At 54.0% G+C, this 13761-nt stretch carries 13 protein-coding genes and 1 pseudogene; 8 read left to right on the top strand and 6 right to left on the bottom strand.

Going from position 1 to position 13761, the window contains the following annotated elements:
- The first annotated feature begins 1 nt into the window (after window position 1).
- The 7 genes and pseudogenes from lptB (at window position 2) to mgtE (ending at window position 5741) form a co-directional block, all read left to right on the top strand.
- The gene (gene lptB / locus KNV97_RS20620) at window positions 2-727 is read left to right on the top strand and encodes an LPS export ABC transporter ATP-binding protein (RefSeq protein WP_136485095.1); all 726 of its coding nucleotides are present in this window, start codon (window positions 2-4) and stop codon (window positions 725-727) included.
- Between the two features lie 50 nt (window positions 728-777).
- Window positions 778-2257: pseudogene (locus KNV97_RS20615) on the top strand (RNA polymerase factor sigma-54).
- A gap of 23 nt (window positions 2258-2280) precedes the next feature.
- On the top strand, window positions 2281-2568 hold the full coding sequence (hpf, locus tag KNV97_RS20610) for a ribosome hibernation promoting factor (RefSeq protein ID WP_136485099.1): 288 nt from the start codon (window positions 2281-2283) through the stop codon (window positions 2566-2568).
- 1 nt (window position 2569) lies between these two features.
- The gene (ptsN, locus tag KNV97_RS20605; RefSeq protein ID WP_136485101.1) at window positions 2570-3022 is read left to right on the top strand and encodes a PTS IIA-like nitrogen regulatory protein PtsN; all 453 of its coding nucleotides are present in this window, start codon (window positions 2570-2572) and stop codon (window positions 3020-3022) included.
- 8 nt (window positions 3023-3030) lie between these two features.
- The gene (gene rapZ, locus KNV97_RS20600; RefSeq protein ID WP_136485103.1) at window positions 3031-3891 is read left to right on the top strand and encodes an RNase adapter RapZ; all 861 of its coding nucleotides are present in this window, start codon (window positions 3031-3033) and stop codon (window positions 3889-3891) included.
- Window positions 3892-3900: 9 nt separating this feature from the next.
- Window positions 3901-4179 (top strand): HPr family phosphocarrier protein, encoded by a 279-nt coding sequence (locus KNV97_RS20595; protein ID WP_136485105.1) that lies wholly within the window; start codon window positions 3901-3903, stop codon window positions 4177-4179.
- 203 nt (window positions 4180-4382) lie between these two features.
- Window positions 4383-5741 carry a magnesium transporter gene (gene mgtE, locus KNV97_RS20590; protein ID WP_136485107.1) on the top strand — a complete coding sequence of 453 codons (1359 nt, stop codon included), beginning with the start codon at window positions 4383-4385 and terminating at the stop codon, window positions 5739-5741.
- A 104-nt stretch (window positions 5742-5845) separates the two neighbouring features.
- Here mgtE and pmbA read toward each other — a convergent pair whose 3' ends face one another.
- The gene (pmbA, locus tag KNV97_RS20585; protein ID WP_218562674.1) at window positions 5846-7189 is read right to left on the bottom strand and encodes a metalloprotease PmbA; all 1344 of its coding nucleotides are present in this window, start codon (window positions 7187-7189) and stop codon (window positions 5846-5848) included.
- Window positions 7190-7298: 109 nt separating this feature from the next.
- On the opposite strand from pmbA, the gene yjgA reads away from it, so the two are divergent.
- Window positions 7299-7826: a ribosome biogenesis factor YjgA gene (gene yjgA, locus KNV97_RS20580; RefSeq protein ID WP_218562673.1), complete on the top strand. Its 528-nt coding sequence runs from the start codon at window positions 7299-7301 to the stop codon at window positions 7824-7826.
- A 72-nt stretch (window positions 7827-7898) separates the two neighbouring features.
- Here the strand turns inward: yjgA and thiQ are convergent, their stop codons facing one another.
- The 5 genes from thiQ to mpl form a co-directional block, all read right to left on the bottom strand.
- Window positions 7899-8612, bottom strand: coding sequence for a thiamine ABC transporter ATP-binding protein (gene thiQ / locus KNV97_RS20575; RefSeq protein WP_218562672.1), 714 nt, complete (start codon window positions 8610-8612; stop codon window positions 7899-7901).
- Entirely contained in the window at window positions 8596-10215 is a 1620-nt protein-coding gene (thiP, locus tag KNV97_RS20570; protein WP_136485503.1) for a thiamine/thiamine pyrophosphate ABC transporter permease ThiP, read from the bottom strand. Before thiP ends, thiQ begins: the two co-directional genes overlap by 17 nt.
- A 5-nt stretch (window positions 10216-10220) precedes the next feature.
- The gene (gene thiB, locus KNV97_RS20565) at window positions 10221-11213 is read right to left on the bottom strand and encodes a thiamine ABC transporter substrate binding subunit (RefSeq protein ID WP_218562671.1); all 993 of its coding nucleotides are present in this window, start codon (window positions 11211-11213) and stop codon (window positions 10221-10223) included.
- A gap of 297 nt (window positions 11214-11510) precedes the next feature.
- Entirely contained in the window at window positions 11511-12134 is a 624-nt protein-coding gene (locus KNV97_RS20560) for a flavin prenyltransferase UbiX (RefSeq protein WP_168797017.1), read from the bottom strand.
- Window positions 12135-12179: 45 nt separating this feature from the next.
- Window positions 12180-13550, bottom strand: coding sequence for a UDP-N-acetylmuramate:L-alanyl-gamma-D-glutamyl-meso-diaminopimelate ligase (gene mpl, locus KNV97_RS20555; protein WP_218562670.1), 1371 nt, complete (start codon window positions 13548-13550; stop codon window positions 12180-12182).
- Between the last annotated feature and the right edge of the window lie 211 nt (window positions 13551-13761).

The following is a 13761-nucleotide window of genomic DNA, read 5'->3' as shown; positions in this document are numbered from 1 at the left end:
TATGGCAACACTTAAAGCAGAACATTTAGCCAAGAGCTATAAAAAGCGTAAAGTGGTCTCCGACGTCAGCCTTAAGGTTGAATCCGGTCAGATCGTCGGACTGCTCGGTCCGAACGGTGCGGGTAAAACCACCTCTTTCTACATGATTGTAGGCCTGGTTGCACGTGACGAAGGGACCATCAGCATCGATGAACAAGACATCAGCGTGCTGCCTATGCACAGCCGTTCACGGCTCGGTATCGGTTACCTGCCACAGGAAGCTTCCATCTTCCGTAAGCTGTCGGTGGAAGACAACATCATGGCTGTGCTGCAAACGCGGGAAGAGATGACCCGTGAAGAGCGCCAGGATAAACTGGAGGATCTGCTGGAAGAGTTTCATATCCAGCACATTCGCCACAGTGCCGGTATGGCATTGTCCGGTGGTGAACGCCGCCGAGTGGAAATCGCCCGAGCGCTGGCCGCCAATCCGCAATTTATCTTGCTCGACGAACCGTTTGCCGGGGTTGACCCGATTTCGGTTATCGACATCAAAAAAATCATCGAACATCTGCGTGATCGCGGTTTAGGCGTGCTGATCACCGACCACAACGTCCGGGAAACCTTGGATGTGTGTGAAAAAGCTTATATTGTGAGTCAGGGCCGCTTAATTGCGGAAGGCACACCACAGGAAGTGCTCGACAACGAGCAAGTGAAACAGGTTTATCTCGGCGAACAATTCCGTCTATGATTAACATAGATTGAGATCAATCCTAACAAAAACAAGGCAGTCAATACTGAATGAAACCCTCATTACAGCTCAAGCTAGGTCAGCAGTTAGCCATGACACCCCAGTTGCAACAGGCGATTCGTCTGCTGCAACTATCGACGTTGGATCTGCAACAGGAAATTCAGGAAGCGCTGGAATCGAACCCGCTGCTTGATGTTGAAGAGTCGATGGAAGAGTTCGCGGCACCGTCTGAACCCGAGCCCCATCGTGAGGAAAAAGAAGCCAGTGCTGATGTTGCCGAACCTGAACCTCAGGACAGCTCAGAGCTGATCGAAAAATCGGAAATCAGCTCAGAACTGGAAATCGATACCACCTGGGAAGATGTCTACAGTGCCAATACCGGCAGCACCGGTATTTCTGTTGACGACGATGCGCCTGTTTATCAGGGCGAAACCACCCAGTCACTGCAGGACTATCTGCTGTGGCAGCTGGATCTCACGCCGTTTAGTGAAACCGACCGCACGATTGCAATGGCGCTGATCGATGCCGTCGACGACTACGGTTACCTGACCCAGTCACTGGAAGAAATTCTGGAAAACTTTACCGGCGAAGAGATTGCCGGTGAAGCGATTGAGCTGGATGAAATTGAAGCGGTCAGAAAGCGGGTTCAGCAGTTTGACCCGCTGGGTGTGGCGTCCGTCAACCTGCAGGACTGCCTGCTGCTGCAACTGGCCACCTTTCCGGCAGAGACCCCTTGGCTGGACGAAGCCAAACTCCTCCTGTCTCAGTACATCGACCTACTTGGCAACCGCGATTACAAACTCATTCTGAAAGAGACTAAACTCAAAGAGGAAGAGTTACGTGAAGTGCTGCAACTGATCCAACAACTGGACCCGCGTCCGGGCAGCCGGATTGCCACCGAGCATGCGGAGTATGTCATTCCCGATGTGTCGGTGTTTAAAGAACATGGCAAATGGATTGTGACCATCAATCCGGACAGCGTGCCAAGACTCAAGATCAACCAGCAGTACGCCGATATGGTGCGCGGTAACAATGCCGACAGCAACTATATCCGCAGCAATTTGCAAGAAGCGAAATGGTTAATTAAGAGTCTGGAGAGCCGAAACGAGACGCTGCTCAAAGTTGCCAAGTGCATAGTTGAACATCAGCGTGATTTCTTCGAGTATGGTGAAGAAGCCATGAAGCCGATGGTTCTTAATGACGTCGCGCTGGCGGTGGACATGCATGAATCAACCATTTCTCGTGTTACCACACAGAAATACATGCATACCCCACGTGGCATATTCGAATTGAAGTACTTTTTTTCCAGCCACGTCAGTACCGACAACGGCGGAGAATGTTCATCTACCGCGATTCGAGCTCTGATCAAAAAAACTGGTCGCTGCGGAAAACCCAGCCAAACCATTAAGCGACAGTAAGATCGCGGCCCTACTCGCTGATCAAGGGATTCAGGTAGCAAGACGTACTATTGCTAAGTACCGGGAATCCTTGGGTATTTCCCCATCGAGTCAGCGCAAACGCCTGCTATAAGGCCTAACTGAGAAGGAAAGTCTATGCAAATCAATATTCAAGGCCATCACATTGAACTTACCGATTCAATGCAAGACTATGTTCACTCTAAATTTCAAAAGCTTGAGCGATTTTTCGACCATATTAATAACTGTCAGGTGATTTTACGTGTTGAAAAAACGCGCCAAATCGCTGAAGCTACGCTTCATATTAACCAAGGAGAAGTCCACGCCACTGCGGAAGAAGATGTTATGTACGCAGCGATTGATGGCCTGGTGGACAAACTCTCTCGTCAACTCAACAAGCATAAAGAAAAGCTAAGTAGCCACTAACATGCAATTAAGCGAAGTACTTTCACTGGACTGCACCAAGAGTGCAGTCCAGTGTTCTAGCAAAAAAAGAGCGCTGGAAATCATCAGTGAGATAGCCGCCCTGCACACAGGTCTGAACGCCACCGAGTTGTTCGAATGTATGCTGAGCCGCGAGAAAATGGGCAGTACCGGTATCGGTAACGGCATTGCCATCCCTCATGCCCGTATGACTGCCAGCGACGAAGCGGTTGCGGTGCTGCTGCAGTGCGAAGAGCCGATTGAGTTTGACTCTATCGATAACCGTCCGGTCGATCTGCTGTTCGCTCTGCTGGTGCCGGAAGAACAGTGTAAGCAACACCTGAAAACGCTGTCGTCGATGGCTGAACGCCTGAATGACAAGCAGACTCTTAAACAGCTGCGTGGCGCCAAAAGCGATCAAGAGCTGTACAGTATCATGGTCAACCAACCTCAATAGGTCTCACCATGCGTTTAATTGTTGTGAGTGGTCAATCCGGAGCCGGAAAAAGTGTCGCGCTGCGGGTACTGGAAGATCTCGGCTACTACTGTGTGGATAACCTGCCGGTCAGCTTGCTGGACGCCTTTATTCACTCAGTCCAAGGCAGTCAGCAGAATGTTGCGGTCAGCATTGATATCCGCAACCTGCCGAAAGAGCCGGGCCTGGTTGATGATGTCCTCGACCAGCTCAAACAAAACAATGATGTCAGCGTGCTGTTTCTTGATGCCAGTAAACAGACACTACTCAAACGCTACAGTGAAACCCGCCGCATCCATCCATTGTCGCTGAGCGAAAGCAAGCCCACCCTGGATCAGGCGATTGAGATGGAAATCCAGTTACTGGCACCGCTCAAAGAGCGCGCCGATCTGGTGCTCAACAGCAGTGACCTGTCACTGCATGAACTGAGTGAAACAGTCAGACGCCGTATCGAAGGACGTGAACGCAAAGACCTGGTGATGGTGTTTGAATCCTTCGGTTTTAAATACGGCCTGCCGAGCGACGCTGATTACGTGTTCGACGTGCGTTTTTTACCTAACCCGCACTGGCAGCCGGACTTAAGACCATTGACCGGTCTTGATGCACAAATCAAAGCGTTTCTGGAAAGTCACAGCGATGTGATGGAGATGAAATATCAGATCCAGAAGTTTATCGAACACTGGTTACCCCTGCTGGAAAAAAACAACCGCAGCTATCTGACCATAGCGATCGGCTGTACCGGCGGCAAACACCGCTCGGTCTACCTGACCCAGCAGCTGGGCGAATATTTTGCCGAAATGGGGCATCAGGTTCAGATCCGCCACACCTCGTTAGAAAAAAATCGCTCATAAGGAGCAGACATGCCACAAGCTTGCCGTACTGTTCTTATCCAGAACCGTCTTGGTCTTCACGCCCGTGCCGCCATCAAACTGGTCGAGCTGGCGCAATCTTTTGATGCCGTGCTCACCATTCAGAGTCAGGATGGCAAAGAAGCCACCGCCGACAGCGTAATGGGACTGCTGATGCTGGAATCCGCTCAGGGCCAGAATGTCACCATCTGCGCGGAAGGCTCACAAGCTGAGCAGGCGCTGGATGCCGTCTGCCATCTGATCGAAGACAAATTTGAAGAAGATGACTGAATGTCTGGTGCGGATACAACGCCTGTTAACAAGTAAATGCCTGTTACCAAGCAAACCTCTGCCCCGATGACACTTTGTGCCACACAGAAAGAAGTTTCATTAACCAAACTATCGGCTGACGATTAATAACTTCTTATTAAATAAGACATAAAAGTACGATATTATTCAAAATATTGTCACCATTCACAGATTAGGGGGAAGCTATGGCAGAGCAGATTGAATTTGACCAAGCTCACCTCACCCTCCAAGAGATCACCGAAGCGCTGGAAAACGGCCGCTTTGTCCATGTTCGTCGCCAACTGCAGGACATGGAACCCGAAGACATCGCCAACCTGTTAGAAGCCTCGCCACGTAAAGCACGTGACGTACTGTGGCAACTGACCGACCCGGAAGATTATGGTGAGATCCTCGACGAGCTGAGCGAAGACGTCAAAGATGCGCTGGTGTCCAAAATGGCACCAGAAAAACTGGCGGAAGCCACTGAAGGCATGGACACCGACGATGTGGCCTACGTTCTGCGTAGTCTACCGGACGGGCTGTCACGGGAAGTGCTGGCCCAGATGGATGCCGCCGACCGCTTACGGGTCGAAACGGCGCTCTCCTATCCGGAAGATACCGCCGGCGGCCTGATGAACACCGACGTTATCACCATTCGCGGTGATGTCGACGTCGACGTGGTATTGCGTTATCTGCGCATTCGCGGCGAACTGCCGGCGGCGACAGATGCATTGTACGTCATTGATGATGAAAGCCGCCTGATTGGCCATCTATCGCTGACCACGCTGATCACCACCCAGCCGGATGTTCCGGTCAGTGAAGTGATGGACGACGCAGACGAAGCGATTCGGGTCGATACCAAAGACTCAGACATCGCCAGTCTGTTTGAACGGCGTAACTGGGTTTCGGCGCCGGTGGTGGATGAGAATCAGCACCTGGTCGGCCGGATCACCATCGATGACGTGGTGGACGTGATTCGTGAAGATGCCGAACACTCGATGATGAGTATGGCCGGTATGGACGATGACGAAGATACCTTTGCACCGGTGTTTAAATCGGCTCGCAAGCGCAGCATCTGGCTTGGTGCCAACGTGCTGGCCGCACTGGCCGCCGCTTCCGTGTCCAACATGTTTGAAGCCACGCTGGAACAGATGGCGGCAATCGCGATTCTGATGACCATCGTCCCTTCAATGGGCGGGGTGGCCGGTAACCAGACGGTTGCGCTGGTGATCCGCGGCCTGGCTCTGGGTCATATCGGTGACAGTAACCGGCGTGAACTGCTGCTCAAAGAAGCGGCGATCGGCCTGCTGAACGGCATCACCTGGGCACTGATCATCGGTGCGATTGTCGTCGCCTGGAAAGGGGAATGGCTGCTAGGCGGGATTATTTCCGCGGCTATGCTCACCAACCTGCTGGTGGCCGGCATCGCCGGAGTTACTATACCTGTGGTGCTGAAGAAAATGAATATCGACCCGGCCCTGGCGGGAGGGATGGCACTGACCACCGTGACGGATGTAGTCGGTCTGTCGGTCTTCCTTGGCCTTGCGACCCTGTTCATTACCTGATGTTCATTACCTGATCATGCTTACCGGATAACCGGCCATAAGGTTATCAACCAAGCAACAAAAAAGCGCTGACCTCAGGTCAGCGCTTTTTGCTTCGGGCCGGTTTATTCACCCGCCACCTTCATGGATTCGATCAGCATCGAACCGGTCTGAATCTGTGAGCGGGTTTCAGTATCACTGCCCACCGCCACAATCTGCTGGAACATGGTTTTCAGGTTACCGGCAATGGTAATACCGGAGACCGGATACTGAATCTGGCCGTTTTCAACCCAGAATCCCGCCGCGCCGCGCGAGTAATCACCGGTGACCACATTGACACCCTGCCCCATCACTTCGGTGACTAACAGGCCGGTACCCAGCTCTTGCAACATCTGCTCAAAGTCCTGGCCGGTGTGCTTCACAAACCAGTTGTGGATACCACCGGCATGGCCGGTCGGCGTCATCTTCATCTTGCGGGCCGCGTAGCTGGTCAGCAGATAACTGGCCAGAACACCATCGGTAATGATTTCGCGATCTTCGGTCTTCACACCTTCACTGTCAAACGGGCTCGAAGCCAGTCCGCGCAGTACATGCGGACGCTCAGCAATATTGAACCACGACGGCAGGATTTGCTCACCCAGATGATCAAGCAGGAACGACGCTTTGCGGTACAGGTTTCCGCCGCTGATCGCCATCACCAGATGGCCCATCAGGCCCGTCGCCACATCAGCAGCAAACATCACCGGATAGTGGCCGGTTTTCATCTTGCGCGCATCAAGACGCGATACTGTCTTCTTGGCCGCTTCCAGACCCACCGCTTGCGGTGACCACAGATCATCAATATGGCGCGCCACGGTGTAGCTGTAATCACGCTCCATCTCACCATTTTCACCAACACCAATCACGCAGCAACTGATGCTCTGGCGGCTGGACGCATAACTGGCGAGCATACCATGGCTGTTACCATATACTTTAACGCCGTAGTGGCTGTCGTAGCTGCCGCCGTCACTCTGTTTGATTTTCTTGCTGTAGGCCAGCGCAGCCTGCTCGGCTTCAATCGCAATACGCGCCGCTTTGTCCGGATTCGGCTCATCCGGATGGAACAGATCCAGATCCGGCACATCCTGTACCATCAACTCTTTCGGGGCCGGGCCGGCAAACGGATCTTCCGAAGTGAACTGTGCAATATCGAGCGCCGCCAGCACCGTCTGCTGAATAGCCTTCTCACTCAAATCCGACGTTGATGCGCTGCCTTTGCGCTGTCCGCGGTAAACGGTAATGCCCAGAGCACCGTCACTGTTGAATTCCACGTTTTCCACTTCGCACATGCGGGTCGAAACGCTTAAACCTGTGCTTTTGGTAATGGCGACTTCAGCGGCGTCAGCCTGAGCTGAAGCCATGTCGAGCGCTTTTGCAACGGCAGCTTCAAGCTCGGCTCGTTGCGCAGCGACTTGCTGTTTTACATCCATATCTCATCCAACTGTTGCGCTTTAATCTGGTTAGGATAACAAGAATTTCGCTTTCTCCCCACGATTCTTGCTAAAATAGCAGACATAAATAACTCATTAGTGAATGAAGATGGCGCGTAAGAATCAAAAAGCCCCTTGGGAAGATGAAGAAGAAATCATCTTGGTCAGTAAGACCGAGCTGAAAAACGATATGATTGAACTGCAAAAGCTCGGTGAAGAGCTGGTGGCTCTCAAACCTTCTGCTCTGGCAAAATTCCCGTTACCTGACGATCTGGCCGAGGCAATTAAAGACGCACAGCGCTTTAAAAATGAAGCGCGCCGTCGTCAGCTGCAATACATCGGTCGCCTGATGCGTAATATCGATCCTGAGCCACTGCAAGCGGCGCTGGATAAATTACGTAACAAGCATTCTCAGTCCAGTGCCGTGCTGCACAAACTGGAGCAGCTGCGTGATCGTGTGGTGGAAGAAGGTGACAGTGCGATTGAGGACGTGATGGAAATGTACCCGGAAGCGGATCGTCAGCGTCTGCGCCAACTGGCGCGTCAGGCGAAAAAAGAGAAGCAAGCGAATAAAGCGCCGAAAGCGTCGCGTGAGATTTTCCAGGTTCTGAAAGTACTCAACGATCAACCGTATTAAACGAGCGAGCGCATTATTAGCGGCTTGTGATGTAATCAATGCAAAGAGGTTGGCTGATGCCAACCTCTTTTTTTATTCGCCGGCACGGACAAATGCCGCCAACGGCGGATGCGGATGGTTGGCGGTCAGCTCGCCAATCGGAGCCATACACTGCACCTGTCCCTCAGCCATGAAGGCAAAATGCGAGGCGATCGCACGCGCATCACTAAGATGGTGAGTCACCATCAACACGGTAATGTTACGCTCAGCGGCCAGGCTGCGGACCAGATTGAGCATCTCTTCACGCAGCACAGGATCGAGGGCAGAAAACGGCTCATCCAGCAACCAAACCGGATTGGGCTGCACAAAGCAGCGTGCCAGCGCCACCCGTTGTCTCTGCCCGCCGGATAATTGCTCCGGTAGCCGTTCCAGCAGATGCCCGACCCCGACCATTTGCGCCGCCTGAGCCACCCGCTGCTGCTGAATCTGACTCAGCTTCAGCCCCGGATGCAGGCCGAGACCCACGTTCTCGCGTACCGTCAGATGCGCAAACAGATTGTGCTCCTGAAACAACATCGAAAACGGGCGCTGAAATGGTGCCAGACCAATCACCGAGCTCATCAGCCCGGCTCCGGCGCGAATATCGCCCAGGTCCGGGTCGATAAATCCCGCCACCAGACTGAGCAAGGTCGATTTACCAGCTCCGCTCGGCCCCATCAGGGCGACGATGCTGCCCTGTTCGACCGTCATTTCAAAGTGAAACCATTCGTTCTGGTATTCATAACGTACATTATCCAGCACTAACATGCTTCTCTCCGTGTCTGGCCTTTATCAAGCGGCTGTGGAACAAACGCTCGATCAAATAAAACAATCCAATACTCAGCAGCAGCATCACCACAGAGACCACGCCAGCCGCTTGCATCTGGTAGCTGCCCAGCAGCTGATATAAATAGAGCGGCAAAGTACGAAACTCCTGGCTGCCGAACAGGGCAATCGCACTCAAATCGCCCATCGAGAGCAGAAAACTGAGGGTAAAGGCGTAAGCCAGCGGCTTGCGCAGCGCGCGCAATTCGACCAGACGCAGACGCTGCCAGCCCTGCATGCCGAGACTGGCACACAAAAACTGGTATTGCTGTGCGACCTGCAACATCGGCTGACTGAGGTTTTTTACCACATACGGTAGCGCCATGAGGGCATTGACCGCCACCACAATCCAGTACGCCAGGCTGAACACATCGGTCAGATTACGCAGCAGCAGAAACAGACCAGTACTGATCACCAGACCCGGCGTAACCAGAATAATGGTTCCGATCAGTTCAATCGAATTGGCGCGGCGTGGCTGATAGTGCAAACGCCAGTGGCGGCTGGTCAGCACGATACTGATCCCGGCCAGCAGCGCGAGAGAACTCGCCAGTGTCGCCACCTGCAACGATGCGCCGAGCGCAGACCAGAATGGCCCGCTGCTCAGCACCGGCCACAGCTTGCTGTTGAGCCCGCTCACCACAACCATCAGCAGCGGTGGCACCACCAGTAACAGCGCCAAGCCAATCCATAACGCATCCCAGCCGCGCGCCAGGCGTGAATCCGTTAGCCACTGCCGGTCAGACCAAGCGCCCGTACTGACAGGTAACGGGCGAGATAACCGTTGCAGCGCCAGCGCCAGCACGCCACACAACAGCATCTGCCACAACGCCAGCAGTGCACCGGTCTGTAAATCAAAATCAAACTTGATCGCCTGATAAATCGCCAGCTCGATAGTGGTCGACTTCGGCCCGCCGCCCAGCGCCATTACAGTGGCAAAACTGGTGAAACAGAGCATGAATACCATGCCGCTGACATTAGCCAGTTGCTGGCGCATACGCGGCCACTCCACCCACCTGAATTTATCCCAACCGCTCATGCCAAGATGAGCACATAACTTATGCTGCTCGGCCGGTATACTCTCCAGACTGTGCAGCAACAACCGGCACGCATACGGCAGATTAAAAAACACGTGCGCCAGCAGGATACCGCTCAGGCCATAAATCGAAAACGGCATTTTTATCTGCCATTGCTGCAGCCAGTCTGCAATCCAGCCACTTTTGCCGTATATCGCCAGCAGGCCAAACACGCCAACCAGCACCGGCAGCACCAAAGTACTGGCAAACAAGCGCAGCAGCAGCGCCCGGCCGCGAAAGCGACGCCGGCTCAGCGCATGAGCAACCGGGATCGCCAGGCCGACACTGAGCAGGGTTGACAACAACGCCTGGTAAAAGCTGAACCAGGTGACATGGCGATAATAAGCATCGCCCCAGATTTGGCTGAGCTGTAATTGCGGGGCCTGCCACAACAAAGCGGCCAGCGCACAAAACACAAAGGCCGCGACCAGCGCCGCGACCCAAAGACCGGTTTTAGGAACAGTAACTTGCATCAGGATCAGAACGTCAGCGCGTTTTGCCACTCACGAATCCAGCTTCTGCGCTGGGCGGCAACCTGTTCCGGCGTGAAGGCCAGCGCCTTGTCCGGCACGGTCAGCGTCGAAAAACCGTCCGGCAGCGTGACCGCCGTGGCCGGATACATCCAGTTATGGGTCGGGATCACCGCCTGGAACGCATCGCTGAGCATAAATTGCAGAAACTCATCGGCCAGTTTCGCCTGAGGTGAGTTTTTGACTTTCGCCGCCACCTCAACCTGCATGTAATGGCCTTCAGTGAAGTTCGCCGCCGCATAATGATCATCTTGTTCAGCGATCAGGTGGTAAGCAGGCGAAGTGGTGTACGACAGCACCATATCGGCTTCACCCTCTAAAAACATGGAATACGCTTCCGACCAGCCCTTGGTCACCGTCACCGTTTTGTGTGCCAGCTGCTGCCACGCCGCCCCAGCCTGGTCTCCATAGACCGATTTCATCCACAGCAGCAAGCCCTGTCCTGGTGTCGACGTGCGCGGGTCCTGATAAATCACGCTCAGGTCATCGCGCTGCTCAACCAGCTCTTTCAGGCTGGCTGGCGGATGGGCCAGCTTCTGTTTGTTATACACAAACGCAAAGTAACCGTAGTCATAAGGCACAAAGGTATCGTCATGCCAGCCGTTTGGCAGGGCCAGCGCCGAGGTATCCACCGCGTGTCTGGCCAGCAGCCCCGTCTGTTTGGCTTCCGCCATCAGATTGTCATCCAGCCCGAGGACAACATCCGCTTTAGTGTTACTGCCTTCCAGGCGCAGCCGGTTTAGAATCGACACGCCGTCATCCAGCGTGACAAAATTGAGATCGCAGCCGCAGCGGGCTTCAAAGGCTTGTTCCACCGCCGGACCCGGTCCCCATTCAGAGGCAAACGAATCGTAGGTGTAGACGGTCAGCGTTGGCGTGGCGGCCAGTAAGGCGCCAGAATATAAGGTTGCCACAGCAACCGCAGTATGAGTGATGTTCAAGGCTCGCTCTCCTCATTGAGCGGCACAGGCTTGAGGGGAGGATGAGGTCAGTCCGGAGTCCGGTATCGCAAACCCTGCTCAATTCCTACGCCAGCATTATCTGGTTCAGGTGTCTAACCACATCCCTGGCCTGCGGGTACGAGTGACGCACAGGCAGCGGAGTTTGTGACTAATGCGGGTCCCAAGCCTGGCTTGATCTCAGCGCCACGACGGTGCAAATAATCCTATTCACGCCGACAATGGTAAGCTCCCCGATGAGTGGTTGCGATTGTATGTCGAATTGCGTTAAAAAGCGACTCACACGCGCTGATCGTAGCCCCAGCGCGCGACCAGTTTCTGCTCAATGCCGAGATGGTCCAGAATGCGCGCCACCATAAAGTCGATCAGATCCTCAATCGACTGCGGCTGATGATAAAAACCGGGCGCCGCCGGCATGATGGTGACGCCCATTTGCGACAGTTTATGCATGTTTTCCAGATGCAGGGTTGAGAACGGTGTCTCGCGCACCACCAGCAATAACTGGCCGCGCTCTTTTAGCACCACATCAGCAGCCCGCTCGATCAGGTTATCCGACATGCCATGCGCGATAGCAGCGACACTACCGGCCGAGCACGGACACACCACCATCTGTTTCGGTGCCGCTGAACCCGATGCCACCGGAGAAAACCAGTCTTCCTTGCCGCACACCACCAGTTTATCCGCATTGCAGCCGAGGTGTTCGACCAGCGCCTGTTTGGCCGCATCCGGGCCTGATGGTAACTTGAGCCCGTGCTCGGTTGCCAGCACCACCCGCGCCGCTGAAGAGATCAGCAGGTAAACGGTGTAATCGGCTGCCAGCAGGCACTGCAGCAGACGCAGTCCGTACGGTGCGCCGGATGCGCCGGTCCAGGCTAAAGTGATGGCTTTGTTGTCTGTTGTCATAATGATTATATTCGTCTGTTATCCTTGATGAGACGCCCGGGCTGATTAACCGGCCGCACACTCGCGCTGTTCCAGAGCCGCCAGCAACTTGGCATGAATGCCGTCAAAACCACCGTTACTCATCACCAGAATTTGATCGCCCGGCTGCGCTTCTGCGGCAATCTGGGCGACAAACTGCGCCATATCAGTGCCGACATGCGCCGCTTGGCGACACTGCTCGGCAACCTCCTGCACCGACCAGGAGAGATTATCCGGCTGGAACAGATAAACGGAATCAGCTTCGTCCAGCGAAGCCGCCAGCGTCTGTTTGTGCACGCCCAGTTTCATGGTAGCCGAGCGCGGCTCTAGCACCGCAATAATTTTCGCGGTACCGACTTTATTACGCAGCCCGCCCAGCGTCAGCTTAATCGCGGTCGGATGATGAGCAAAATCGTCATACACTGTCACAGCGTTCTGTTCGCCTTTCAGCTCAAGACGACGTTTGGTATTGATAAAGCGGCCCAGCGCTTCACAGGCCAGATCGGCCGTTACGCCGACATGACGCGCCGCAGCAATCGCCATCAGGGCATTACTGACGTTGTGATCGCCAACCAGATCCCACTGCACAGTGCCCACCAGCAGCCCCTGGAACAGAACCTCAAACTGGCTGCCATCCGGCTGCAGTTTATGCGCCTGCCAGTCACTCTGCTCGCCGCTGAACTCGGTTTCACTCCAGCAGCCGCGACTGAGCACATCCTGCAGCGCTGGATCCTGACGCGGAGCAAGAATGCGGCCATTACCTGGCACAGTGCGCACTAAATGGTGGAATTGTCGCTTGATCGCTTCCAGATCATCAAAGATATCCGCATGATCGAACTCAAGGTTATTCAGGATCAGAGTGCGGGGATGGTAGTGCACAAACTTAGAACGCTTATCGAAAAAAGCACTGTCATATTCGTCCGCTTCGACCACAAAAAACATGCTTTCGCCCAGCCGGGCGGAAATTCCGAAGTTGCCCAGCACACCGCCAACCAAAAATCCGGGCTGATAACCACAATCTTCCAGAATCCAGGCCAGCATACTGGAAGTGGTGGTTTTGCCGTGCGTACCGGATACCGCCAGCACCCAGCGATCATGCAAGAGAAAATCCTGCAGCCATTGCGGGCCGGAGGTGTAGCGCAAATTGTGGTTCAGCACATATTCGACACACGGATTACCACGACTCATGGCGTTACCCACCACCACCAGATCCGGTCTGGGCTCAAGTTGCGAAGGGTCGAAACCTTCAATAATTTCAATACCCTGAGCTTCAAGCATGGTACTCATTGGCGGATAAACATTGGCATCACTGCCGGTCACTTTATGCCCCAGCTGACGCGCCAGCATAGCGACGCCGCCCATAAACGTACCGCAGATCCCCAAAATATGAATATGCATAAACCTGGCCTCATGACGATTGGTTACTGCGCTCCATTATCCTGATTCGCATCAATAAAGCGAGCCTCCCACATCAGGGCAGTGTTATTTTCAAAAAAGTTAAGTAAATTGAGATCTGCGTCTGTTACTTCATTACCCAAAAAAAATCCCACCCCGTACACTCCATGCTAGCGCCAGTGTAAATAAAGGTCCCCCATAAGAGCCTCGCCAC

It is taken from the genome of Vibrio ostreae (assembly GCF_019226825.1).
In the GTDB taxonomy this organism is placed as follows: domain Bacteria; phylum Pseudomonadota; class Gammaproteobacteria; order Enterobacterales; family Vibrionaceae; genus Vibrio; species Vibrio ostreae.
Note: the sequence above shows the minus strand (reverse complement) of the source record. Positions and strands in the feature narration are given on the sequence as shown.

Excerpts from the sequence above, each read along its gene's own strand:
- pmbA (WP_218562674.1), bottom strand. The coding sequence starts at position 7,189 with ATGGATGTAAAACAGCAAGTCGCTGCGCAACGAGCCGAGCTTGAAGCT.
- mgtE (WP_136485107.1), top strand. The coding sequence starts at position 4,383 with ATGGCAGAGCAGATTGAATTTGACCAAGCTCACCTCACCCTCCAAGAG.
- hpf (WP_136485099.1), top strand. The coding sequence starts at position 2,281 with ATGCAAATCAATATTCAAGGCCATCACATTGAACTTACCGATTCAATG.
- mpl (WP_218562670.1), bottom strand. The coding sequence starts at position 13,550 with ATGCATATTCATATTTTGGGGATCTGCGGTACGTTTATGGGCGGCGTC.
- ptsN (WP_136485101.1), top strand. The coding sequence starts at position 2,570 with ATGCAATTAAGCGAAGTACTTTCACTGGACTGCACCAAGAGTGCAGTC.
- KNV97_RS20560 (WP_168797017.1), bottom strand. The coding sequence starts at position 12,134 with ATGACAACAGACAACAAAGCCATCACTTTAGCCTGGACCGGCGCATCC.
- KNV97_RS20595 (WP_136485105.1), top strand. The coding sequence starts at position 3,901 with ATGCCACAAGCTTGCCGTACTGTTCTTATCCAGAACCGTCTTGGTCTT.
- thiP (WP_136485503.1), bottom strand. The coding sequence starts at position 10,215 with ATGCAAGTTACTGTTCCTAAAACCGGTCTTTGGGTCGCGGCGCTGGTC.
- lptB (WP_136485095.1), top strand. The coding sequence starts at position 2 with ATGGCAACACTTAAAGCAGAACATTTAGCCAAGAGCTATAAAAAGCGT.
- thiQ (WP_218562672.1), bottom strand. The coding sequence starts at position 8,612 with ATGTTAGTGCTGGATAATGTACGTTATGAATACCAGAACGAATGGTTT.
- rapZ (WP_136485103.1), top strand. The coding sequence starts at position 3,031 with ATGCGTTTAATTGTTGTGAGTGGTCAATCCGGAGCCGGAAAAAGTGTC.
- yjgA (WP_218562673.1), top strand. The coding sequence starts at position 7,299 with ATGGCGCGTAAGAATCAAAAAGCCCCTTGGGAAGATGAAGAAGAAATC.